This window comes from Bradyrhizobium sp. CFUWI, from assembly GCF_056429085.1.
The window spans coordinates 151,828-175,736 of the sequence record NZ_JBWJZE010000006.1 but is presented as its reverse complement, the minus strand read 5'-3'; the positions used below and the strand labels follow the sequence as shown (position 1 = coordinate 175,736).

The following is a 23,909-nucleotide window of genomic DNA, read 5'->3' as shown; positions in this document are numbered from 1 at the left end:
GGCCGATCCTCTAACGCCGCGCCTGCGGCCGCGCGCCACCCTGGGCCTTGATCGCGCGCAGCACCTTTTCGGGCGTGATCGGCAGGTCGTCGATGCGGACGCCGACGGCGTTGAAGATCGCGTTCGCGACGGCCGGCAGCACCGGATTGGCGCACATCTCACCAGGTCCCTTGGCCCCGAAGGGGCCATCGGGCGCCGGACGCTCCAGCACCGCGATATCGTGCGGGCAGATGTCGCCGGGGCCGGGCATCAAATATTCGACGAAGTCGCGGGGCCCATGAACGGGATCGGGATAATAGGGCTCCGGGGTCTCGTAGAGCGCATGGCTGACGCCCATCCAGGCGCCGCCGACCAGTTGCTGTTCGACCAGGCGGGGGTTGAGCGCGCGGCCGAGCTCATAGGCGGAATCCATCCGGACCATCGCGACCTCGCCGGTCTCGTCATCGACCTCGACTTCTGCGACGAGACAGGCATGGGCGTAACAGGTCGCCGGCGACATCTCGCCGGTCTCCGGATCGACATCGGAAAGCGGGACCAGAAAGATGCCGCGGCCCGAGATGGTCTTGCCCTGCTTGAACTGCGCGGCAATCGCGACATCCTTGGTCGAGATCGAACGGTGCGGCGCGCCCTTGACGTGGATGTTGCCGCGTCCGTCGGTCTCGAGGTCGGCGGCATTGACCTCCAGCTCCTCGGCCGCCGCTTCCATCATCACCCCGCGCGCCTCGCGGGCGGCGGCCATCACCGCATTGCCGACGCGGTGGGTGCCGCGCGAGGCGAACGAGCCCATGCAGTGCGGGCCGGTGTCGGAATCGGCGGTGTCGACATAGACGTCCTCGACGGGAACGCCGAGCGTTTCGGCGCAGATCTGCCGCGTCACCGACTTCATGCCCTGGCCGAGGTCGATCGAGGACAACGCGACCGTGAACTTGCCGCTGGGATTGGAGTGAACCAGGGCCTGGCTCGGATCGCCGCCGAGGTTCATGCCGATGGGATAGTTGATCGACGCCATGCCGCGTCCGCGATGCCGGGTCATGTCAGCGTCTCCTGGTCCCGAACACGGATGAGAACCGCGTCGCGCCGTGCGACGGCGCGGCTGGGCGCGGCGGGGGAGGCGGCGGCGCCGGCGGCGGTGGATCGCGCGGCGGCTCCCGTGTCGTGGTCACCGGCGCGCGGTCATAGCTCGTGCGCTGCTGGACCGGCGTCGGCCTCGCGCGCGAAGAATCCGTCGGCGTCGGCGGGATTACGGCCCGGTTGCCGCCGCCGTCCTTGCGCGAGGAGGCGCGCTTGAACTCGTCGCGGATCGGCCATTTGGCCTTTTCGGCCGCAACCTGGACGCATTCGATGAGAGCCGTGTTTTTCGCCTCACGTCGATGTGCCTTCATGTCGCCGTCGCGATAGGCGTTGAGAATGCGAAACTCCATCGGGTCCATGCTGACGAGATTTGCGAGCTTGTCCATCTGGCACTCGATGGCGAAATCCATCGCGGTGACGCCGAAGCCGCGCATCGCGGTCGCCGGCGTGCGGTTGGTGAAGACGCAATAGACGTCGCCGTAGACGTTGGGGATGGTGTAGGGGCCCGGCAGATGCGCGGCGCATTTCACCGCGGCGTAGCTGGACAGCCTTGTATAGGCGCCGCTGTCGAAATAGGCCCGGATCTTGCGCGCGACGATGCGGCCGTCGCGCATGACGCCGTCCTTGATGTAGATGCGCTCGGCGCCGCGCGGCGGGCCGTACTGCATCTCCTCCTCGCGCCCGAACACGTAGCGCACCGGTCGCCCGGTCAGCATTGCGCCGAGAATGGCGAGCGGCTCGGTCAAGGTGTCGACCTTGCCGCCAAAGCCGCCGCCGACCGTGCCGCCGATGAAGTGGAAGGTGTTGGAGGGCACATCCAGGATCTTGGCGCAGGTGTCGACCGAGAAGAACAGCGCCTGGGTCGAGGTGTAGACGACGTAGCGTCCGTTGGTGTCGGGCGCGGCAATGGCGCCGTTGGTCTCGGTCGGCGCGTGCTCGATCGGCGACATCTGGTAGCGCTGTTCCAGCACGTGGTCGGCGGTCGCAAGCGCCGCGTCCGCATCGCCGAAGCGCAGGCGCTGATGGTCGTAGACGTCGTGATAGATGAAGGCGTTCTTCGGATAGGTCTCGTTGACCACGGGGGCGCCGGGTTTCAGCGCGTCCTCGACGTCGAACACGGTCGGCAGAGGCTCATAGTCGATCCTGACCTTTGCGATCGCCTCGAACGCCTCGCGCTCGCTGTCGGCGACGATGGCGAGGATCGGCTCGCCCTTGTAGCGCACCTTGTTGACCGCCAGCGAGGGCTCGTCGTCCTTGCCGAAATTGATCAGGCTGAGAAGCGTGTTGAGATTGACCGGAACGTCGGCGCCGCGAATGATCCGGCGGACGCCGGCCGAGCGTTCTGCGTCCGTGGTATCGATGCGGCGCAGCCGCGCATGGGCCTGTGTCGAGCGCACGACCTTCAGGTGCAACATGCCTTGCAGTTGATGGTCATTGAAATAGCTCGAGGTGCCCGTGATGTGCCCGAGCATGTCCTGGCGCTGGGTGCCCTTGCCGATTTCCTTGAGATTATCGTCGCGCTCGTCGGCGAAGATGTCCTTGCGCAGTTCCAGCATGGCGCGGCGTCCTTCAGGCGCTGACCCGGCCGCCTGCGGCGGCGAGAATGGCATTGATGATCGGCTCATAGCCGGTGCAGCGGCAGATGTTGCCGGAGATGGCCTCCACGACCTCGTCGCGGCTCGGCGAGGGATTGCGGTCGAGCAGGGCCTTTGCGGCCATCAGCATGCCCGGCGTGCAATAGCCGCACTGGGCGGCAAAATGGTCGGCAAAGGCACGCTGGAGCGGATGCAGGTTCGGTCCCTGCTTCATGCCGTCGAGCGTTTCGACCGAGCGGCCGGCGACCGTCTCGGCGAGCGTCAGGCAGGACAGGTGCAGCTCGCCGTCAATCAGCACGCTGCAGGTGCCGCAGCCGCCCTGGCCGCAGCCGAATTTCGGCGTCATGTCGCCGATCAGCTCGCGCAGCGCGACCAGCAGATTGGTGCCGCCCTCGACGAAGATCGCGACGTCGCGGCCGTTGTGACGAAATTGAAGCGGGATTTTCGACATGGGCTCTAGTCCTGTCCCGACAGCAGGCGCCGCAGGTGGACGCCGACGATCTCACGGCGATACCAGGCGCTGCCGAGCGCATTGTCGGATGGCGACGTTCCTTCGGTCGCTGCGGATGCGGCCGCCGCGATGGTGGCGGCATCCAGCGAGCGGCCCTCCAGCGCCCGCTCGGCGGCACGGGCGCGGATCTGCGTCGGTGCCATCGATCCCAGCGCGATGCGAGCGCCCGCGATCCGGCCGCCGCTGATCGGCAGATACGCGGCCAGCGTGATGACCGAGCCGCCCTTCGGCTTGATGCGGGCGATCTTGCGATAGCGGAACGTCTCGGCGCTGCCTGGCCGGGTGCAGGACACCGACAGCACGAGTGTCCCGGCCTGCCGGTCGCGCGCCTGCAGGAACTCCTCGATCGGAATGTCGCGCGCGCCAAAGCCGCCTTGCACGGCCACGGTGGCATCGAGCGCCAGCAGCGCGACGGTGAAATCGCCATAGGGAGTTGGCGCAAAGAGGTTGCCGCCGACGGTACCCATGTTGCGCACGGCTGGACCGCCGATCGAGCGGGCAGGAGCATGCAGGAAGGCGAGGTCGCGTTCGGCGAGGATGCGGGCGAAGGTGACGCCGGCCCCCAACGTGATGCGCGGACCCGATGCGTCGATCCGGGTGAGGGCCTGATCCTGCGCGCGGACAACGGTCGAGATCGACACGTCGCCCTCGTTCAACGCGCGCATCACCAGCGTGCCGCCGCCGAGATAGCGTGCGCTGCGATCCGACGACAGCGCGCCGGCCGCCTCGCTGGCGCTTGTAAAGGTCTTGACCGTCACGGCCATGATTATGCGGCCTCCCTTAGGTGTCGGCGGATCGCATCGAATCCGGCTTGATAGATGTCTTCGGCGACCATATGGGTGATGCGGTCCTTGTCCTCGGGCTTCGTGGTGAAGCGGGACTCCCAATGCCAGAAAGTGCGGTCACCGTCGGTGACCGGCAGCAAGCGAACATGGGCGACGTAATTGAACATCGGAATCGGGGTATCGAGCAGGCAATAGCTGAAGGTCTGTTCGAGGTCGGACAGCGCCAGCAGCTGCTCGCGCAGCTCGGAGCCGTCCTTGAGCTTGAAACGCCTGACGCAGCCGACCTTGTCGGAGGACTGCGCGCGCTCGATGGAGGAGGTCGCGACCGCGGGATGCCAGCGATCGTGCCCGTTGAAATCGCGCAGCATGGCCCACGCCGCATCGGTCGGCGCGTCCAAAATCGTGCTCTTGACGATATGCGGCACGGTCAGCCCTTTGTTGTTCTCTTCACCTCTCCCCGCAAGCGGGGCGAGGGGGCGCAGTGAGCCTTGATCGAAACAGGTCTGGTCACGTCAGCCTCCGAACACGCGCTTCAGCGCGTCGAACCCACCCTGGAACACGCCACCGCCGATATTGCCGACGAGTTCGGTCTCGCGCTCCGGCGCGCAGTCGAACTCGGCGGTCCATTCCACAAAGGTCTGGTCGCCGTCGGTGACGGGGGTCAGCCGCAGCGTCGCGACGTAGTTCTCGACGCCCATCGGGGATTCCAGGATCGAATAGGTGCAGAACATGTCGTAGTCGGAGAGGCCCAAGAGCTTCTCGCGGATGCGGTCGCCGTTGCGCAGGCGAAAATCTCTGACGCAACCGATCTTGTCCGAGGGCTCCCCGCCTTCGATTCGGCTTTCGGCGATGGCCGGATGCCAGTTCGGCAGACCGTTGAAATCGCGCACTCGCGCCCAGACGCGGTCGTTGCGGGCGTTGATGACGGTGGAGACATAGACGCGGGCCATGGTGCGACCTCAGCTCTTCTTCCGCGGCCCACGCTCGGTCGGCGGTTCGCCACCTTCGGCCGCAGGCGGGGAGGCGGCCGGCTTGTCGCCGCCACCGCCGCTCTTGCGTGCGGACTCCTTGATTCCTTGCATGTCGCGGGCCTCGCGGATCAGGCCCGGCATTTTCGAAAGACTGCCGCCCTCGACGCCGATGTCGGACAGGATGGAGTCGATCAGGGGCGCCTGGACGCGATAGCGCAGCGCGGAATCGATGACCTCGTCGGTGGCGCTGCGGCCGCCATTGCCGTTTCCGTGGCCGTTGAGGCCGTCGACCTGGAGGATGCGGATGCCCTCGATCTTCTCCATCGGCTTGACGCTTTCGCGTACGATGCCTTCGATCCGGTCGAGCAGCTTTCTGCGGAACAGAGAGTAGCGCGCCTGGTCGGTGAGCACGTTCTCGGCCTCGTTGAGCATCCGCTGCGCCTCGGCTTCGACGGCCGCGCGTACGCGCTCGGCCTCCGCGGCGATGCGGGTCTCCTCGGCCTGTTTCTCGGCGAGCATCACCTCGACGGTCTTGCGGCGTTTTGCGATTTCGCTCTCGCGGGCGGTAATGACGCGCTCGGTTGCTTCCGTCGCCCGCATCCGCGCCTCCTCGGCCATCGCCTTGGCCGCGGATTCTTCCAGCGACTTCTGGTGGATGGCGATCGCCTTCTCCATCAGGACCGTCTCGACCTCTTTTTCGCGGTTGACCTCGAGCTTGCGCAGCTCGCGCTCGCGGCCGACGCGAGCCTCGTCGAGGCCGCGATCGGACGCGATGCGGGCGCGCTCGACCTCTTCGCGGGAGGCGATCTCGGCCTCCTGCAGCGACTGGACGCGGGCGACCTCGAGCTGCTCGATGGCGCGGCGGCGCTCGAGGCGCGCGGCTTCCAGCGCCTGCTCGCGCGAGACGTCCGTGGTCTCGACCTCCTTGCGGGCAACGATCTCGGCCTGCCGGACCTGGCGGTCGGCATCGATCCGCTCCGATTTTTTCGCGGAGAGTGCGATGACGCGGTCTTCGTCGGCAATCTCGATCGCCTTCTTCTGCTCGATGTTGAGCACCTCGCGCTTCTTGGACGAGTTGATGCGCTCGGCTTCGAGCGCGAGATCGACCGTAATGCGTTGGCGCTCGATGGCATCGCGCCGCTTCAGCTCGGCGGCCTCCAGCACGCCGGTGCGCTCGATTTCCAGCGAGCGCGTGTCGCGCTCGGCCTGAATGCGCTCGGCCGCGACGGCCTTCTCCTGGGCGATGCGCGCCGCCTCGATCGCCTCGCGGGAGGCGATGTCCGCTTCCTCGACGGCCCGGTTGCGGGCGATTTCCAGCGAGCGCACGCGCTCCTCCTGGGCGATGCGCGAGGCCTCGGTGGTCTCGCGCGCGGCGATGCCGGCGACTTCGAGGGCCTGGTTGCGCTCGATCTCCAGCTGCCGGGTATTCTGCTCGGCGGCGATGCGCTCGGCGGCGAGCGTCCGTTCGCGGGCGATGCGGGCGGCTTCGACGGCGCGCTGCGCCTCGATTTCGGCCTCCTGGATGGTGCGCACCTGGTGGATCTCCAGCGCGCGGGTACGCTCGTCGGAGGAGATGCGCTCGACGTTGACGATCAAGGTCTGGGCGATGCGTGCCTTTTCGGTGGCCTCGCGGGCGGCGATCTCGGCCTCGTCGACGGCACGGGTGCGTTCGATCTCGCGGCGCCTGGTCTCTTCCTCGTTGGCGATGCGGGCGTCGGTGACGACACGATCCTGCTGGATGCGGGCTTTCTCGATCGCCTCGCGGGCGGCGATCTCGGCTTCCTCCACGGTGCGCATCCGCTCGATCTCGCGCTGGCGGACTTCGCGTTCCGACGCAATCCGCGTCGTATCGATCGCGCGCTGGTTGGTGATCCGGGTCTTCTCGATCTCCTCGCGCGCCAGCAGCTCCTTCTCCTCGATGGTGCGGGTGCGCTCAATCTCCTTCTGGCGGGTCTCGCGCTCGGAGGCGATGCGGGCCTCCGCGATCGCCTGCTCATTGGCGATCCGCGCACGTTCGATCGCCTCGCGCGCCGAGATGTGGGCCTGCTCGGCCTCGGTCTCGCGCAGCGCGCGCTCGCGGGCGACTTCCGTGCGCTGGAGCGCGCGGCGCATTTCGATGTCGCGTTCCTGCTCCAGCCGCGCGGTCTCGCTCTCGCGCTCGATGTCGAGCGCCTGACGTTCGGCCTCCAGATTGCGGGTGCGGATCTTGATCATCGAGTCCTGCTCGATGTCGTTGCGCAGCTTGCGCCGGGCCTCGATGTCCTCCATCAGGCGGGTCAAGCCTTCGGCGTCGAACCGGTTCGACGGGTTGAAGAATTCGAGGTCGGTCTGGTCGAGATCGGTGATGGCGACCGATTCCAGCTCGAGACCGTTCTGGGCGAGGGCTTCTGCCGCATTGGTCTTGACCCGCTCGACATAGTCGCCGCGCCGCTCATGCATCTCCTCGAGGGTCATTTCCGAAGCGACCGAGCGGATCGCAGAGATGAACTTGCCGGCCAGCAGCGCGTGCAACTGCTCCGGCTCCATGGTGCGGCGGCCGAGCGTCGCAGCCGCGATCGAGACGGCTTCACGGGTCGCCCGGACGCGGACGTAGAAGTCGGCCTCGATGTCGACCCGCATGCGATCGCGGGTGATGACCGCATCCTGCTTTGAACGCACGATGCCCATCGGCAGCACGTTCATGTTGACGGAGGTGTAGTCGTGGATGAAGGGCAGCACGAAGGCGCCGCCGTTGATCACGACGCGCTCGCCGAGGAAGCCGGTCCGGACGAACGACACCTCCTTGGATGAGCGGTGGTAGAGCCAGTTGACGATGTAGACGCCGACCACGATGACGACGACTGCGACGATCAGCCAGAGGATGAGCTCGCCGACCAGGATCCCTGACATGTTTCTCTCCCTCGATCGTTCCGGCGTTATCGCGCGCCGATCGCCTTGAATTTGCGTACCTGGTCCGTCAAGGCTCGCTCGACCGGCAGCCGCTCCATCGAAGAGGCGCCGTAGAAGCCGTGGCAGTAGCGGGTGTTCTTCATGATGAAATCGGCATCCTCGGGATCCGCGATCGGACCGCCATGAGCGAGCACCAGAATATCGGGATTGACGCTGAGTGCGGCGGAGGCCCAGATGTCGATGTGCGCCGGGCAGTCCTTCAGCTTTGCTGCGGTCTGCGCGCCGATCGTGCCGCCGGTCGTGAGCCCGAGATGGCAGACGATGATATCGGCGCCGGCGATCGCCATCGCGGCGGCTTCCTTCTCGCTGAAGACGTAAGGCGTCGTCAGGAGGTCCTTCTCGCGCGCCTTGGCGATCATGTCGATCTCCAGCGCGTAGGACATGCCGGTCTCTTCGAGGTTGGCGCGGAAGACGCCGTCGATCAGACCGACTGTCGGAAAATTCTGCACGCCGGCAAAGCCGAGCGTCTTTAACTGGTCGAGAAAGACGTCCATGTCGCGGAACGGGTCGGTGCCGTTGACGCCGGCGAGCACCGGCGTCTTGCTGACCACGGGCAGTACTTCGCTGGCCATCTCCAGCACGATGGCGTTGGCATCGCCGTAAGCCATCAGCCCCGCCAGCGAGCCGCGACCGGCCATGCGATAGCGGCCGGAATTGTAGATGACGATGAGGTCGACGCCGCCGGCCTCCTCGCACTTGGCCGACAGGCCGGTGCCGGCGCCGCCGCCGACGATCGGCTCGCCGCGGCTCGCCATCTCGCGGAATCGTTTCAGGAGTGCAGCGCGTTCAAACCGGGCCATCGGTCACCTCGCTAGTCTCCGCCGCGCCCCGGTGCGGCCGAACAGGGTTCGGAATGCACTGACGATGGCGGCGGCGAAATCGGGATCGTTGATGTTCTTGGGGATGCGGATGAGCCGGCGGTTGCCGGTCTGCCGCACATCGCGCTCCAGCGCGCGAAACAGGGCGGTGTCGGCGTCCGGATCCCAGAATGGCTGGCCCCGCGCATCGAGTGCGGAGACGCCGCCCTCGGGCAGGAAGAAGCGCACCGGACCATCCATCTGGTTGAGCCGCTCGGCGATCCAGCGGCCCATGCGCTCATTCTCTTCGACTGTCGTCCGCATCAGCGTTACCTGCGGATTATGGACGTGGAATTTGCGGCCGCGATACCGCTCCGGGATGGTGTCGGGCGCGCCGAAATTGACCATGTCGAGCGCGCCGACCGAGCCGACATAGGGCAGCCGGGCGCGGATGATCGCGCCGAAGCGATCCTCGGTGGCGGGAAACACGCCGCCCATCAGCAAATCGCAGATTTCGGTTGTCGTAATATCGATGACACCCGCGAGCTGGCCGGATTCGACGAGCTTCTCCATCGAGCGGCCGCCGACGCCCGTGGCGTGGAAGACGAGACATTCGAAGTCCTCGCCTAGATCTGCGGCGATCTTCTGGACCGCCGGGGTCGTCACGCCGAACATGGTGATGCCGACTGCAGGCAGTCCTGCGCTGGGGGCGCGCTGCCTGGCCTCGCGCTGATCGAGGCGCGCCTTGACCATGCCTGCGATCGCGTTGGCGCCGTTCGACAGCACTGCACGCGAGATCGAGTTCAGTCCCTGAATGTCGGTGACCGAGTGCATCATGGTGATGTCGGCGGGGCCGACATAGGGTCCGACATCGCCAGAGGCGACGGATGAAACGATCAGTTTGGGCACGCCGACCGGCAGGGTGCGCATGCCCGGGGCAACCAGCGAGGCCGCGCCCGAGCCGCCGGCGGAGATCACGCCGGCGACATTGCCCTGGCGCCGCAGCCAGTTGGCGAACGCGTCCGCCATCGCCGTCACGGCCGCGCCGCGGTCGGCGCCGAACACCGCAGCCCCGCCGCGGCCATGGTTCAGCGCGATCTCCTGCGCGGAGACATCGCAGCTGGAGTGCTTGCCGCTGGTGGAGACGTCGACCAGCCGGGTGCGCAGGCCGCTCTCGGCGACGATGTCGCGGATAAAGCGGAGTTCCGTCCCCTTGGTGTCGAGCGTGCCGACGACCAGCACGACCGGCGGCCCTGACGACTGGGACGTCGCCGGCTCGCGCTTGCGCCGCGCCGTCTCGTCAAGGCGCGATACCTGCGTCGAAAGCGTGCGTGCCGCCGCTTCGATCCGTGCGATCGGCGCCGGTTGGGACCAGCGTGTCGGCGGCGTCGGGTTGGAGATGTAGATCCGGATCGGGCCGCTCGGCCGGGTGGCCTGCGGCGCCGACTTCGCCTCTGAGCCTGCCGCCGGCACGTCGAGATCCGGCGTAAGCTCGGCATGCAAGCCGACGCCGAGCAGACGCTGCTGCAACTCGCGGTCGGCGGCGAGCCGCGCCGAGTCGATGATGCGGTTGATGCGGCCGTTGACCATGATCGCGACATTGCGCGAGATCGCGGTCGCCACGCCGATGTTCTGCTCGATCACGAGCACGGACATGTCGCCGTCCTCACCCAACCGCAGCAGCATCTCCTCGACCTGTGCGACGATGACGGGCGCGAGTCCTTCGGTCGGTTCGTCCATGACCAGCAGTTGCGGGTTGGTCAGCAGCGCGCGCGCGATCGCCAGCATCTGCTGCTCGCCGCCGGAGAGCTGGCCGCCGCCATGGTCCTTGCGCTCGGCGAGGCGCGGAAAGGTGTCGTAGATGCGCTCGACGGTCCAGGCCCCGGACCGCATCCCGCCGGCAAGTCGGAGGTGCTCGTCCACGCTGAGCGAGCGCCAGAGCCGGCGGCCCTGCGGCACATAGCCGACGCCGAGGCGCGCAATGTGAGCGGGCGGGCGCCGCGTGATGTCCTCGCCGCGGACCCGGATCGAGCCGCCGCTGACCGGTACGAGGCCCATGATGGCCTTGCACAGCGTGGTCTTGCCCATGCCGTTGCGGCCGACGACGGAGAACACGCCGCTCTCCAGCGTGAGATCGACGCCCTGGAGCGCGTGCGAGTGGCCGTAATAGACGTCGAGGCCCCGGACCTCGAGCGCAGCGGAGGTGCGGCGGACCTCATTCATGGCCGCCTCCGAGATATAGCTCCTGCACTTCAGGATCGGACTGAATCTCTTCCGGCAGGCCTTCCTTGAAGATGCGGCCGTTGTGCATCATCGTCACGCTCTCGACGACGCGCAGCGCCACGTCCATGTCGTGCTCGATGATGATGTAGCCGATATGGGCCGGCAGCGAGGTCAGGATCTCGATCAGCTCGGCCCGCTCGGTGGGCGAGAGGCCAGCGGCCGGCTCGTCGAACAGCACGAAGCGCGGGGCGCCGGCGAGCGCCAGTGCGATCTCGAGCTGGCGCTGCTGCCCGTGCGCGAGCTCGGCGACGCGCTGGTCCTTGACCGCAGTCAGATGCACGGCCTGCACCAGATTGTCGGCGGCGTGCATCAGCGCGTCGTTTTGGCCGGGGCGCAGGAACGAGAACCGTTCGCGCGAGACGCCGCGGCAGGCAAGGTAGATGTTGTCCTGCACGGTGAGGCCGGGAAACAGCGCGGAGATCTGATAGGTGCGCCGCAGCCCCCGGCGGATGCGCTCGTAAGGCGGGAAATGCGTGACGTCTTCGCCGAAGAAGCGGATCGTGCCTGATGTCGGCGGGAAGTCGCCGGTGATGCAGTTGAACAGCGTGGTCTTGCCGGCACCGTTGGAGCCGAGCACCGCGCGGCGTTCGCCGGGACGCACGGTGATGGTGACGTCGGTCAAGGCCGCCAGCGCCCCGAATAGCCGCGTCACGCCGCGCAGTTCCAGCGCTGCGCCGGCGCCGACGGCGGAGAGGCGCTGGGCGACGCTATCCATGGCCACCCCCTCCGCCTTGGCGGTTCGCCTCGCCAAGCTGGCTCTGGCGCCAGCGCTGCCAGAGACCGATGACGCCGTCCGATGACCAGAACACGATGGCGAGAAAGCCGAGGCCAATCAGCAGGCGGAAACGGTTGCCGTCGAGCCCGATCTTGACGAGGAAGTCGAGCGCGAAGGTGCGCAGCAGCACGAAGACCAGCGCGCCGATATAGGGACCGACCGGGCGGGTGATGCCGCCGACCACGGCGATGATGAGGATGTCGATGCAGGCGCCGACGCTGACGGAGCCGGGCGAGATCTGGCGGTAGTTCCAGACCTGCAGCACACCGGCAAGGCCCGCGATGAAGGACGCCACCGCATAGGCCGCGACGCGGTGGGCATTGACGTTGAAGCCCAGCGCGGACATGCGGCGCGGATTGTCGCGCACGCCCTGGAGGGCGAGACCGAATGGCGCACGGGAGATGTAGTCGACCGCAAAATAGCAGAGCCCGGCTATCGCGAGCACGATATAGTAGAAGGGAATGTCGGCCCGCCAGTCGACACCCCAGAAACGCGGCGTCGAGACGTTGTTGATGCCGGTGTGGCCGTTGAAGATCGCCCAGTTCTGGTTGGTGAAGTAGTAGAACGCGGCGCCGATCGCCAGCGTGATCATGATGGTGTAGATGCCCTCGGTGCGCACCGCCAGCGCGCCGCCGAGCGTGCCGAACATGACTGCGAGCGTCAGCGCCATTGGCACCGCCAGCCACCACGGCCAGCCGAGGCTGATATTGGCGTTGCCGCTGACACCGAACACCGCGACCATGTAAGCGCAGAAGCCCGCGATGCTGAGCTGCATCAGGCTGACCATGCCGCCATATCCGGCCAGGAACATCAGGCTGAGCGCGACGGTGCCGAGGATCAAGGTGGTCGCAAAGATCTCGATCAGGAAGAAGCCGTTGGCGATCAGTGGCATGATCAGCAGGATGGCCGCGACGATCCAGGCCGCGGGATTGTTGATATCGGGCCAGCCGCGTGCAGCCGGACGTCCCACCGTTGGCGCGGGCCTGTGAACCTGAACGCTGGCGTCGTGAGTGACGGACATGTCAACGCCTCGCCAGCAGGCCCTGCGGCCGAAGCGCCAGCACCAGCACCATGATCAGGAAGGTCACGACGATGGCGTAGGTGGGGATGTAGACCGAGCCGAGCTGCTCGGCGAGGCCAATGATCAGCGCGCCGAGCGCGGCGCCGGGAATCGAGCCCATGCCCCCCACGATCACGACGACGAGCGAGGCGAGCAGGAAGCGGATGTCCTCGCCGGGCGAGAGCGACTGGAAGGTGCCGCCGACCACGCCGGCGATGCCGGCAAGCCCGGCGCCGAGCGCGAAGACGAGCACGAAGACGACCTGGATGCGGACGCCGGTCGCAGCGAGCATGTCGCGGTCGTCGACGCCGGCGCGGATGATCATGCCGATCCGGGTGCGGTTGAGCGCGAGCCACATCGCCACGCCTATGACCACGGACGCCGCGAAGATCACGAGCCGCACCGAGGGATATCTGAGATAGACCGGCTCGCCGGAGGATTTGATCGCGGTGAGCAGCGGCAGCTCGATCGGGCCGATCAGCCAGTTCGGGGTCTGGATCTGGTAGAAGTCGCCGCCGCAGGCCCACAGCATCAGGTCGGCGAACACGATCGAGAGCCCGATCGTCACCATGGTCTGGCGCAGATCCTGGCCCTCCATGCGGCGGAACACGAGAACCTGGAGCAGCACGCCGACCAGCGCGGTCAGGACGAAGGCGACGATGAACGACAGGACCCAGGAGCCGGTGGAGGCGCTGATCGCGTAGCCGACATAGCCGCCGAACAAATAGAGCGATCCGTGCGCGAGATTGACGTTGCGCATCAGGCCGAAGATCAGCGTGAAGCCGCTGGCGACGAGGAAATAGAGACCTCCCAGCGTGATGCCGTTGAAGAGCGCGTTGAGGAACACCCGCTTGCGGCCGACAGCCTCTTCGAGGCCCGGCGGCCACACCGCGAAGATCAGCCACAGTGCCACCGCGACCGCGATGATGACGATCAATGCCCAGGCGGGATGGCGCTCGACGAAGCGGCTCATGATCGCCGCTCCGTCTCCACGTCAATCCAACCCTCTCCCTGCAAGCGAGGTGAGGGGGCGCGCAGACCGTCACCGGCTGCAAGCCCTGCCATGAACGTGTGCTCCCTGTCGACCGCGATCCTCTTGTCGGGACCGCGTTCCGCACATCCTAGTGGGGCTGACGGGGGCGCATTTGATCGTGAGTATCTTTTCGCGCGCCCGTCAGGCGCGCAAAACCTTGGCGGCGCGGCGATAATCGGTCGGGGCCATCCCGACATTGGCGGCGAAAAAACGCGTGAAACCGCTTTGCGAGGAGAAGCCGAGATCGAAGCCGATATCGGCGATCGGCGCCTCGCTCGCCACCAGCGCCTCCAGCGCCTGCTCCATCATCAGCGTGTTGAGATAGAGGTGCGGCGTGACGCCGGTCTGGGTGCGGAACAGCCGGTAGAAGTGCGGTCGCGACAGGCCGGATTCGCGCGCGATGGTGTCGAGCTCGATCTCGGCGCCGGGACTTTCCGACATTATCTTGATGCACTTGCGCACGCGAAAATCGGTAACGGAGCCGTTCGCGCGCGGATCGCGCGCGGTCTCCGCCTGTTGCCAGCTCTCGTCGTAGCAGATGTCGATCAGCCTTCTCAGCTCGCCATCGAGGCTATTGAGCGAGGGTGCGCCGCACACGAGGGCGGCTGCGTGCCTGATATGCTTGTCCAGCGCGACCGACCTCGTGAACTGGGTGCGGCCGAAGCGCAATCGGTCTGTGCCGGGCGCGTCGGGGGCAAACCACTCCGCATTGACATAGAGCACGAAGAAAACGGCGCCGCCTTCGAGGTCGGACGGCAGAAAATTATGCGGTTCCCATGGATTGACTGCGACGACGGAACCTTCGGTGAGGTCGTAACGTCCATCGCTGACATCGATGCACGCGGGACGCCCCCCGACATGGAAGATCAAATGACCTTCGCGATGCGCGTGGATGTTGAAAGGGCGGTTCAACTGATAGACCGTCGCCCGGCCGAATCGGCCGTGGAAGACGGCGAGCGCCCGGCTCATGCCTTCCCTCCCAGAAGCTCTTCTTTTTTCCGATAGCGTTCAACAACCGGGGAGAGAATGCAAGTGCGCACACGTCGCGCCCTTTACAAATCTCTCCCCGGTCAGTCATCGTCCGCAATGGGACTACGTCAGTACTTCTTACATTCCGGTACTGTACGGCTTGGCAAACCGATCTTTGCGAACACTGCAGGGTCATAGCCCAGCGTCTGGTTGACGTTGGGGATCACCTTCACGACCTTCGAGAACAGTGCGCCCTTGCCGTCGTCGACGACTTCGGTGACGAAGTTTGTGCCGATCGCCTGTCGGTTGGAGTCGAGCTTGATCTTGCCGTTAGGCGCGTCGATCTCGATCTTGGCGAGGGCTTCCTTGTACTTGGCCTGGTTGTTGGAGAGATCGCCATTGACCTGCCGCAGCGCCAGGATCAGCGCCATGGTCGAGTCGTAATAGTTGGTGGCGAGCAATGACGGGCTCGGGAAGCGCTTGTTGGGCGGGAAGGCGTCCTGATAGGCCTTCACGAATTTCTGCCAGCCCGGATCCTCCCAGGTGTCGGCCTGTCCGCTCGCCGCGATGGTGCCGATCAGAGCGTTCTTGGCGTTGCCCTTGGACGACAGGATGGTCTGGTCGATCATGATGGAACCGCCCATCAGATGCGCCTTGCCGCCGGCCTGCTGATACTGGTTGAGGAAGTTGACGGCGTCGGCGCCGCCGAGGCCCAGATAGATCGCATCGACATCGTCGGGCAGCGCCGCGATGACCGAGGCAAAGTCCTTGGTGCCGAGCGGCACCCATTGCCGGTTGGTGACCTGTCCGCCGGCGCCGCAGAATTCGAGCACGAGGCCGAACACCTGGGTGTAGATGAAGGAATAGTCCTCGCCGACGGTCGCGATCTTGCGATACTTCTTCTCGTCATAGGCGTATTTGCCGAGGCCCACCTGCCACTGCGCACCGTCCATGTTGTAACGGAAGAAGTTCGGGGCGGGATCGACATAGGTCGTTTCCTGGGCGCCCGAAGCGGCGTTGATGAAAGTCAGCTCCGGATGGGTCTTTGCGAAATTCTTGACGGCGATGCCTTCGTCACCAGACAGCGGAGACAGCAGGATCTGCACCTTGTCCTGCTCGATCAGCTTTCGCACGGCACGAACCGCTGAGTCGGGCGTCGCGTCCGTGGAGGCGATGATGAATTCGAGTTCCTTGTCGCCGACCTTCTTGCCCAGCACGTTGAGCGCGGTCTGGTGGCCGCGGATGCCGTCCTCGCCGAGCACCGTGTAGGTGCCTTCGAGGGTCGCGGTGACGCCGACCTTGATCTTGTCCTGGGCGATCGCCGTGCCCGAAAGAAACAAGCTGCTCAGCGCGAGCAGTCCCACACTGCATTTCGACATTGTGCTCCTCCCTGTGTCACCGCTTTATTGCCGCGGGACGCCCGTGGCTCTCGAACGGCCCGCGGCTTTGGAGGGAAGCTAGCCGAAGTCGAATGCGGGTGCCTGCGTGAGCGCCTCGTCCGGTTTGACGGGCAGTCTCATTTTTGAATGTTGCGGCGCAAGTTGTTTTGCAGTGCAAGCGCCGACCGGGCTGTGCCTCGATGCACCCGCCGTCCTCGGCATCTCACACCCAGCCGCCATCCACGATGTAGTGCTGAGCGGTGCAGGCGGAGGCCTCGTCGGACGCGAGAAAGACGGTGAATTTGGCAACTTCATCCGGCATGAGCCTGCGCTTCAGGCATTGTCGCTGCTGCAACTCGATCTCGCCGGCCGGCGTCATCCATTTCTCGAGCTGCCGCTCGGTCATGATCCAGCCCGGCGCGATCGCGTTGACGCGGATGTTGTAAGGGCCGTAGTCGCGCGCCAGCGAGCGCGTCAGCCCAATCACGCCTGATTTGCTGGCGGTGTACGCCGCCATGCCGCCCTGGCCGGCGATCCACGACACTGATCCGAAATTGATGATGGCGCCGGCATTCGCCGCCTTCATGTCCGGTAACACGGCCTGTGACGCAAAGAACTGGTGCTTCAGGTTCACTGCGATGCGGTCGTCCCAATAGTCCGGGGTCATCTCCTCGGTGTTGTGCCGTTCGTCATGCGCGGCATTGTTGATCAGGATATTGATAGGCCCATGCGCCTTGCGTGCCTCGACGACGCCGCCACGGAGCGCGGGGATGTCGGTGAGGTCGATGTGCTGGAAATGCGCGGCCATGCCCTGGTCGGACAGCTCACGCGCCAGTCGCTGTCCCTCGTCGACCTTGATGTCGAAGAACACCACCTTGGATTTCTGCTCCGCGAAGCGTCGCACGATCGCAGCGCCGATTCCCGCTGCACCTCCGGTGACGAGCACGACCTTGCCGGCGAGGTCGGAATAGATGGCAGCCATGGGCACCTCGGTTTGTTGCGGCCGGTGCGGCGGGCCGCCACCGAACCTTTTTCTAAACCTTAGCCATTTCAGCGGTGAGGTGCATAGATCAGAATTTTAGTTGCGTACCTCAAAAATCGAAGGCAGGATTGCGATCAAAGAATAAGAGCCAGTTGGGAGGATGTGATGAGATCGCTCGGGAAACTGGGACTCGCCGCTGCCGCATGTCTGCTTTGGGCCAATTCCGCGGCAGCCGACACCACGATCAAATGGCTGCACATCGAGGTCAACCCGGCCCAGGTGAAGATCTGGGAGGAGGTCGCACGCAGCTATGAGGCGTCGCACCCCGGTGTGAAGGTCGAGATGCAGTTCCTCGAGAACGAGGCTTACAAGGCCAAGCTGCCGACCATCCTGCAATCGAAGGACAGGCCGCACATCATCTATAGTTGGGCCGGCGGAGTGCTGAAGGCGCAGGTCGAGGCGGGCGTGCTGGAAGACATCACCGACTCCGTGAGGAGCGGCGGCTACAGCGACACGATCGCACCGGCGGCGCTCGCCGCCTTCACCCAGAACGGCCGCGTCTTTGGACTTCCGATCGCGCTGTCGCAGGTCGGCTTCCTCTACAACAAGGATTTGATGGCCAAGGGTAATGTCGATGCAAGTAAGATCAAGACATGGGACGATCTGCTCGGCGCGGTGAAAACGCTGAAGACCGCGGGTGTTACGCCGATTGTGGTTGGCGGTGCCGATAAATGGCCGCTGCATTTCTACTGGACGCATCTCGCAGTGCGCGTCGGCGGCAAGCCGGCCTTCGATGCAGCGCTGAAGGGTGAGAATGGTGGCTTCGCCGGGGAGACCTTCCAGAGATCCGGCGAGCTGTTCAAGCAGTTGGTCGATCTCCAGCCGTACCAGAATGGCTTCCTCGGCTTCAAGAACCCGCAGGCCGTCGGCTATTTCGGTGACGGAAAGGCCGCGATGATCCTGGCCATCTCGTCCTTCTATCACACCCAGCGCGCACTCGCCGCCGACAAAGTCGGTCTCGGCGACGACAAGCTTGGCTGGTTCGATTTTCCGGTCGTACCCGGCGGCAAGGGTGAGCCGTCAGATACGCTCGGCGGCATCACCGGCTGGTTGATCACCAAAGGGGCGCCCAAGGAAGCCACCGACTTCCTGAAATTCTTTATCTCCAAGGACGTGCAGGCGCGGCTTGCCGCCGGCAACTTCATCGTTCCCGTCGTCAAGGGCGGCGAGGCCGGCCTCAACAGCGCCTTCATGAAGCAGATCGCGGCCAATCTGGCGAAGTCCAACTATCACCAGAACTTCTATGACCAGAGCCTCGGGCCTTCCGTCGGCCGCGTCGTCAATGATGTCACGGCGGAGATCGCCGGTGGCAGCATGAACCCGCAGGACGCTGCGAAAGCCATCGAGGCGGCGTGGAAGCAGGGCAATTGAGGTGGCGCGGCGGATCGCGATCACGCCGGCGATGAGCGTTGCCGGCGAGACCGCCCCGCGGGCCGCGGTTCGCGGCCCGAGTTGGGACGGCCGCTTCACGGTCCTGATCCTGTTCCTGCCGCCGGCGCTGCTGTTGTTCACCTTGTTCGTGGTGTTGCCGATCGGCGAGGCCGCCTGGTACTCGGCCTTCAACTGGAACGGGTTCGGCAGGCCGACCAACTGGATCGGATTCGACAATTACCGTTTCGTGCTGGAGACGCGCGCCTTCTGGCTCGCGCTGCGCAACAACGGGCTGATCATCGCGGTCTCGCTCGCGATCCAGCTGCCGCTCGCGCTGACGCTGGCCCTGATGCTCGCCGAGCGCTTTCGTGGAGCCGTGGCGCTGCGCATGCTGTTCTTCATGCCCTACATCCTGGCCGAGATCGCGACCGGGCTGATCTTCTCGTTCGTTTATGACGGCGATTATGGCCTGGTCGCCTCGATCTGGCGCACCTTCGGCGCCGAACCGCCGCATCTCCTGGCCTCGACCGACACGGCGATGCTGGCGGTGCTGATCGTGATCGTCTGGAAGTATTTCGGCTTCCACATGATGCTGTTCATCGCCGCGCTCCAGGGCCTCGACAAGAGCCTGGTCGAGGCGGCGAGAATCGACGGTGCAACGCGCTCGCAAGCCCTGCGTCACGTCGTCATCCCCTTGCTCTATCCGACGATCCGGCTCTCGGTGTTCTTCGCCATCGTCGGCTCGCTGCAGCTGTTCGACCTGGTCATGCCGCTGACGCGCGGAGGCCCTGCGGATTCCTCCAACACGATGGTGAGCTTTCTCTACAACAATGGCATCTCGCGCATGCGGGTCGGCTACGGCAGCGCCATCGGCGTGATCCTGTTCGTGATCTGCGTGACCTTTGCCTTCACCTACAAGCGATGGTTCATGCGCGATGAGTAGTGCCGAAACCGCCCGCGCGCCGTTCGATCCTGCCGTGCCGCTCAGGACGGTGTTCCTCGCCGTCGTCGCCGTCTTCGTGCTGGTGCCGCTGCTCGCGACCCTGCTCGGGGGCTTCAAGTCGCTCGGCGAATTGCGCGTCAATCCGTTCGGCTGGCCCGCGCACTGGGAGTGGCAGAATTATGCCGATATCCTGTTCTCAGCGCGCTACTGGCAGCTCCTGCGCAACTCGCTGATCATCTCGACGCTCACGGTGACGTTGACCCTGATCGTCGCATCGATGGCGGCTTTCGCCTTCGCCCATGTCAAGTTCTACGGCAGCTCGATGCTGCTGAGCTACCTCACTCTCGGTCTGCTGTTTCCTGCGGCGACCGCCGTGCTTCCGTTGTTTATCAAGGTGCGCGATCTCGGACTGCTCGATACCTATTTCGGCGTCGCGCTGCCGCAGGTGGCCTTCGGCCTCGCCATGAGTGTGCTGCTGCTGCGGCGCTTCTTCAAGGATATTCCCCACGAGCTACTCGAAGCGGCGCTGGTCGACGGCTGCAGCTATGTCAAATTCTTCCGCTACGTGACGCTGCCGCTGTCTCGGCCGATCCTAGCGACGGTCGGCACCATCACCTTCGTCAACAGCTGGAACGCCTATCTGCTGCCGCTCGTGATGCTCAACACCGATGCGCTCTATCCCTGGCCGCTCGGCATCATGGTGTATCAGGGCGAGTATTCGTCCGAATGGCACCTGATCCTGGCCTTTATCACGCTGACCATCCTGCCGACGATCATTCTCTTCCTTATCGCGCAAAAGCACATCGTCGCCGGCCTCACTGCAGGCGCGGTCAAGGGATGAGCGGTACCTCACGGAGATCATAATGAGAAAAGTCGGCATCGGAATCATCGGCTGCGGTGTGATCAGCACCGCCTACCTTAAGGCAGCGCAGCGCTTCCCGGTCATGGAGGTGAGAGCGTTGGCCGACATGCGCAGCGATATGGCAGAGCGTCAGGGCGCGGCCTTCGGGCTGCCGGCGATGCGGGTCGATCAACTGCTCAAGCGTGACGACGTCGAAATCGTCATCAATCTCACCGTGCCGCTTGCCCACACCGACGTCAGTCTGGCGGTGCTGAATGCCGGCAAGCACGTCCACTCCGAGAAGCCGCTCGGTATCAACGTCGCGGAGGCCCGCAAGGTGATGGATCTCGCCGCGCAGAAGAGCCTTCGCGTCGGCTGCGCGCCCGACACGTTCCTCGGCGGCGGACACCAGACCGCGCGCAAGCTGATCGACGACGGAGCGATCGGCACGCCCGTGGCGGGCAGTGCTTTCTTCGGTTGCCCGGGCCATGAGCGCTGGCATCCGGCGCCGGGGTTCTACTACCTGCGCGGTGGCGGCCCGATGCTCGACATGGGCCCGTACTACATCACCGACCTCGTGCAGCTGCTTGGTCCGGTCGCAGCCGTGATGGGCTCGACCGCGCGCCCGAAATCCGAGCGTCTGGTCACCAGCCAGCCGATGAACGGCAGCTTGATCCCGGTCGAGGTTTCGACCCATGTCGCAGGCACGCTCGAATTCGAGAGCGGGGCAGTCGTCTCCATCGCGATGAGCTTCGACGTGCCGAAGCACCGGCATGCGCCGATCGAGATCTATGGCGACAGCGGCAGCATGCTGGTGCCGGACCCGAACCGCTTCGGCGGCGAGGTGCAGGTCGCCAAGACCGGCGGCGAATGGGAGACGGTGCCGTTGACGCACGGTCATGTCGAGGGCGAGTTCCGTTCCATCGGTGTCGCCGATATGGCCTCCGCGATTCTCAACAACCGGCCGCATCGCGCCAGCGGCGCGCTCGCCTTCCACGTGCTGGAGGTGGTGGAGGCGTTCCAGACGTCCGCCGACGAGGGACGCCGCGTCAAGATCGAGAGCCGTGTCGAGCGGCCGGCGATGCTGCCGGCCGGACGTGAAACTGGACAGATCGACTGAGGACGGAAACATGCGCAAGGCAATGATTGTTTGGGGTGGTTGGCCGGGACACGATCCGGATCTATGTGCCTCGATGATCCGCGGCTGGCTCAGAGCGGAAGGTTTTGAGGTCCGGATCGAAACGACGACGGAAGCGTTCGGCGATCCGGCAATCCATGATCTCTCGTTGATCATCCCGATCTACACCATGTCGAAGATCGAGAAGGCGGACGCACTGAATCTCTGCGCTGCGGTGCGCGGAGGTGTCGGCCTGGCCGGCCATCATGGCGGCATGTGCGATGCATTCCGCGAGTCCGTCGACTACCAATTCCTGTGCGGTGGGCAATGGGTTGCTCATCCCGGCAACATCATCGACTACAAAGTCGACTTGACGAAGCCGGACGACCCCATCATGAAGGGCCTGAAAAGTTTCGAGCATCGTTCCGAGCAGTACTACATGCATGTTGACCCCGCCAACGAGGTGCTGGCGACGACGACCTTTACCGGCGAGCACGCATCCTGGATCGAGGGCGTGGTGATGCCCGTGGTCTGGAAGAAACGATACGGCGCGGGCAGGGTGTTCTATTCCTCGCTCGGCCACCGCGCCTACGAGCTCGACGTTCCGGAGATCCGAACCTTGATGACCCGCGGGATGCTGTGGGCGGCGCGCGAATGAACGCTGGCGCGACGCAGCCGCCGGTTCGCGCTACCCTGGAAGACGTCGCGCGTGCGGCGGGCGTTTCGCTCGCGACCGTCGACCGCGTCGTCAACCGGCGCGAGGGCGTGCGCGCCAAGACCGTCGCGCGTGTCGAAGCCGCCGTCGCCAAGCTCGGCTACCGCGCCGACGTTGCGGCGGCGCGGCTCGCACGCGGGCAGAGTTTTCGCTTCGCTTTCGTGCTGCCGTCCGGCAGCAACAGCTTTATGACCAACCTGGCCGAGCAGGTCCAGCGCACCGCAGACTGGCTTGCCGGCCAGCGCGGCTTCATCGATATCCTCCATGTCGATGTGTTCGATCCCGATGTGCTGGCCGGCACGCTGGAGGACTTGTCGCCGGCCTATCAGGGCGTCGCCGTCATTGCGCTCGACCATCCAAGGGTGCGCGCCGCGATCGACGAACTCACCGCGCGCGGGGTCGCCGTGGTGACCCTCGTATCGGACGCGCCGAGCTCGCGCCGCCTGCATTATGTCGGAATCGACAACCCGGCCGCGGGACGAACGGCCGCAACGCTGTTGGGACGCTTCCTCGCCGGCCGCGAGGGGGCCGTCGCCGTGATCGCCGGGTCGTTGTCGCTGCGCGATCATACCGAGCGGCAGTTCGGCTTCCACCAGATCCTGTCCAGCGAGTATCCGAACTTGCGCGCGCTACCGGTCATCGAGGGCCGCGACGACAGCGCACGCACGCGGGAGCTTACCGCCGCGCTGCTCGCGCGCCATGCCGATCTCCGCGGCATATATTGCTGCGGCGCCGGAAATCGTGGCATCGCCGATGCGCTCGAAGCCTCTGGCCGCGCGCGCGAGGTGGTCTGGATCACCCACGAGCTCACCCACTATACACGGCGTTTCCTGGTGCGCGGCACGCTCGATGCCATCATCAACCAGGATCCTGGCCACGAGGCGCGGTCTGCGGCGCGGGTCCTGCTCGCGCATTGTTCGGGGGAGCCCATCAGCCCCGATCAGGAGCGTATCCGCATCGATATTTTTCTGCGGGACAATCTGCCGTAAGCGACGGCATCATGCCGCAAGCGCTGCGCTTGGTGTCCTGCAACGCGCTCGCCGGCTGACGACATCGGCTACGTCCGGGTCCGTCGCCTGGTCTCGGACCTGGTCGTGCGCAAGCCGTCGATCATGCCGGCCACGGCCGCCATGCAGGCGTCGACGTCAAATTCGTCGCTCCAGCATTTTTGCAGGACAAACCCCTGGAAGATCGCGATCAGCATGCGCGCGATCGCGTCCGCACCGAGGTCGCGGCGGATGAGGCCATCATGCTGGCCGCGTTCGACCAGCGCCACGATCAGAGCGCGCGGCATGTCGATGCCTTCGACGACGCCGGTGCGGACGCGGCGGTTGCGCAGGGCTTCGGCCCAGCCGTGGATGCCGACACGGCGGCGGGCTTCGCCGGCGGGATCGGTCAGCCATTGCGCGTAGACGCGGATCAGTGCGTGAAGTCCTTCGATCGGGTCGCCGGATCCTTGCGCGACCGAATTGAGCACGGCTTCGCGGCGGTGCCGGTCGTCGGCGAGCGCCTCGATCAGGTCGTCCTTGCTCTGGAAGTAGAGATAGACCGCGCCATGGCTCAGTCCGGATCGCTTCACGATGTCGGCCATGCCGGTCTGGTGAAAACCGTCTTCGGAGAAGCAGGCGAGGGCCGCTTCGAGAATCTGCTGCCGCCGGCTTTCGCGTTGCTTGTCGCTGATCTTGGGCATCCAGCGGCCTCA

Annotated in this window: 22 protein-coding genes; 6 read left to right on the top strand and 16 right to left on the bottom strand. The window is 65.4% G+C overall.

Annotated features, from left to right (window positions below; genetic code table 11):
- Positions 1-10 precede the first annotated feature (10 nt).
- The 15 genes from AC066S_RS15455 to AC066S_RS15385 all read right to left on the bottom strand — a co-directional run bounded on the left by AC066S_RS15455 (position 11) and on the right by AC066S_RS15385 (position 17,160).
- Positions 11-1,033, bottom strand: a complete 1,023-nt coding sequence (locus AC066S_RS15455; RefSeq protein ID WP_027521178.1) for a xanthine dehydrogenase family protein molybdopterin-binding subunit — start codon at positions 1,031-1,033, stop codon at positions 11-13.
- A gap of 1 nt (position 1,034) precedes the next feature.
- A complete protein-coding gene (locus AC066S_RS15450; RefSeq protein WP_478270097.1) occupies positions 1,035-2,627 on the bottom strand; it encodes a xanthine dehydrogenase family protein molybdopterin-binding subunit in 1,593 nt (530 codons plus the stop codon).
- 13 nt (positions 2,628-2,640) lie between these two features.
- Positions 2,641-3,117, bottom strand: a complete 477-nt coding sequence (locus tag AC066S_RS15445) for a (2Fe-2S)-binding protein (RefSeq protein WP_478270096.1) — start codon at positions 3,115-3,117, stop codon at positions 2,641-2,643.
- A gap of 5 nt (positions 3,118-3,122) precedes the next feature.
- Positions 3,123-3,941 (bottom strand): FAD binding domain-containing protein, encoded by an 819-nt coding sequence (locus AC066S_RS15440; protein ID WP_126258219.1) that lies wholly within the window; start codon positions 3,939-3,941, stop codon positions 3,123-3,125.
- A gap of 2 nt (positions 3,942-3,943) precedes the next feature.
- Positions 3,944-4,387: an SRPBCC family protein gene (locus AC066S_RS15435; RefSeq protein WP_135164304.1), complete on the bottom strand. Its 444-nt coding sequence runs from the start codon at positions 4,385-4,387 to the stop codon at positions 3,944-3,946.
- Positions 4,388-4,474: 87 nt separating this feature from the next.
- Positions 4,475-4,912 carry an SRPBCC family protein gene (locus AC066S_RS15430; RefSeq protein ID WP_028136904.1) on the bottom strand — a complete coding sequence of 146 codons (438 nt, stop codon included), beginning with the start codon at positions 4,910-4,912 and terminating at the stop codon, positions 4,475-4,477.
- A 9-nt stretch (positions 4,913-4,921) separates the two neighbouring features.
- Entirely contained in the window at positions 4,922-7,822 is a 2,901-nt protein-coding gene (locus tag AC066S_RS15425) for a flotillin family protein (protein ID WP_135169959.1), read from the bottom strand.
- A 26-nt stretch (positions 7,823-7,848) separates the two neighbouring features.
- Positions 7,849-8,682: a phosphoenolpyruvate hydrolase family protein gene (locus AC066S_RS15420; RefSeq protein ID WP_478270095.1), complete on the bottom strand. Its 834-nt coding sequence runs from the start codon at positions 8,680-8,682 to the stop codon at positions 7,849-7,851.
- Positions 8,683-8,685: 3 nt separating this feature from the next.
- Complete coding sequence (locus tag AC066S_RS15415; protein ID WP_478270094.1) at positions 8,686-10,902, bottom strand: Tm-1-like ATP-binding domain-containing protein; 2,217 nt, start codon at positions 10,900-10,902, stop codon at positions 8,686-8,688.
- Positions 10,895-11,677: an ABC transporter ATP-binding protein gene (locus AC066S_RS15410; RefSeq protein ID WP_478270093.1), complete on the bottom strand. Its 783-nt coding sequence runs from the start codon at positions 11,675-11,677 to the stop codon at positions 10,895-10,897. The genes AC066S_RS15415 and AC066S_RS15410 overlap by 8 nt, the downstream gene beginning before the upstream one ends.
- Complete coding sequence (locus AC066S_RS15405; protein ID WP_478270092.1) at positions 11,670-12,758, bottom strand: branched-chain amino acid ABC transporter permease; 1,089 nt, start codon at positions 12,756-12,758, stop codon at positions 11,670-11,672. Before AC066S_RS15405 ends, AC066S_RS15410 begins: the two co-directional genes overlap by 8 nt.
- A gap of 1 nt (position 12,759) precedes the next feature.
- Entirely contained in the window at positions 12,760-13,770 is a 1,011-nt protein-coding gene (locus AC066S_RS15400; RefSeq protein ID WP_478270091.1) for a branched-chain amino acid ABC transporter permease, read from the bottom strand.
- 201 nt (positions 13,771-13,971) lie between these two features.
- The gene (locus AC066S_RS15395) at positions 13,972-14,799 is read right to left on the bottom strand and encodes a helix-turn-helix transcriptional regulator (RefSeq protein ID WP_478270090.1); all 828 of its coding nucleotides are present in this window, start codon (positions 14,797-14,799) and stop codon (positions 13,972-13,974) included.
- Between the two features lie 128 nt (positions 14,800-14,927).
- On the bottom strand, positions 14,928-16,178 hold the full coding sequence (locus tag AC066S_RS15390) for an ABC transporter substrate-binding protein (RefSeq protein WP_478270089.1): 1,251 nt from the start codon (positions 16,176-16,178) through the stop codon (positions 14,928-14,930).
- A gap of 223 nt (positions 16,179-16,401) precedes the next feature.
- The gene (locus AC066S_RS15385; RefSeq protein WP_478270088.1) at positions 16,402-17,160 is read right to left on the bottom strand and encodes an SDR family NAD(P)-dependent oxidoreductase; all 759 of its coding nucleotides are present in this window, start codon (positions 17,158-17,160) and stop codon (positions 16,402-16,404) included.
- 165 nt (positions 17,161-17,325) lie between these two features.
- On the opposite strand from AC066S_RS15385, the gene AC066S_RS15380 reads away from it, so the two are divergent.
- Genes AC066S_RS15380 through AC066S_RS15355 form a run of 6 tightly spaced genes read left to right on the top strand, consistent with a single transcriptional unit; the run spans position 17,326 to position 23,196 of the window.
- Positions 17,326-18,591: an extracellular solute-binding protein gene (locus tag AC066S_RS15380; protein ID WP_478270087.1), complete on the top strand. Its 1,266-nt coding sequence runs from the start codon at positions 17,326-17,328 to the stop codon at positions 18,589-18,591.
- Between the two features lies 1 nt (position 18,592).
- Positions 18,593-19,534 carry a carbohydrate ABC transporter permease gene (locus AC066S_RS15375; protein ID WP_478270086.1) on the top strand — a complete coding sequence of 314 codons (942 nt, stop codon included), beginning with the start codon at positions 18,593-18,595 and terminating at the stop codon, positions 19,532-19,534.
- A complete protein-coding gene (locus AC066S_RS15370; RefSeq protein ID WP_126258233.1) occupies positions 19,527-20,375 on the top strand; it encodes a carbohydrate ABC transporter permease in 849 nt (282 codons plus the stop codon). Before AC066S_RS15375 ends, AC066S_RS15370 begins: the two co-directional genes overlap by 8 nt.
- Before the next feature lie 22 nt (positions 20,376-20,397).
- Complete coding sequence (locus AC066S_RS15365) at positions 20,398-21,495, top strand: Gfo/Idh/MocA family protein (RefSeq protein WP_126258234.1); 1,098 nt, start codon at positions 20,398-20,400, stop codon at positions 21,493-21,495.
- A gap of 10 nt (positions 21,496-21,505) precedes the next feature.
- Positions 21,506-22,150 carry a ThuA domain-containing protein gene (locus AC066S_RS15360; RefSeq protein ID WP_126258235.1) on the top strand — a complete coding sequence of 215 codons (645 nt, stop codon included), beginning with the start codon at positions 21,506-21,508 and terminating at the stop codon, positions 22,148-22,150.
- Positions 22,147-23,196 (top strand): LacI family DNA-binding transcriptional regulator, encoded by a 1,050-nt coding sequence (locus AC066S_RS15355; RefSeq protein ID WP_126258236.1) that lies wholly within the window; start codon positions 22,147-22,149, stop codon positions 23,194-23,196. The genes AC066S_RS15360 and AC066S_RS15355 overlap by 4 nt, the downstream gene beginning before the upstream one ends.
- Positions 23,197-23,264: 68 nt before the next feature.
- Here AC066S_RS15355 and AC066S_RS15350 read toward each other — a convergent pair whose 3' ends face one another.
- The gene (locus AC066S_RS15350) at positions 23,265-23,897 is read right to left on the bottom strand and encodes a TetR/AcrR family transcriptional regulator (protein WP_135169966.1); all 633 of its coding nucleotides are present in this window, start codon (positions 23,895-23,897) and stop codon (positions 23,265-23,267) included.
- Positions 23,898-23,909 lie beyond the last annotated feature (12 nt).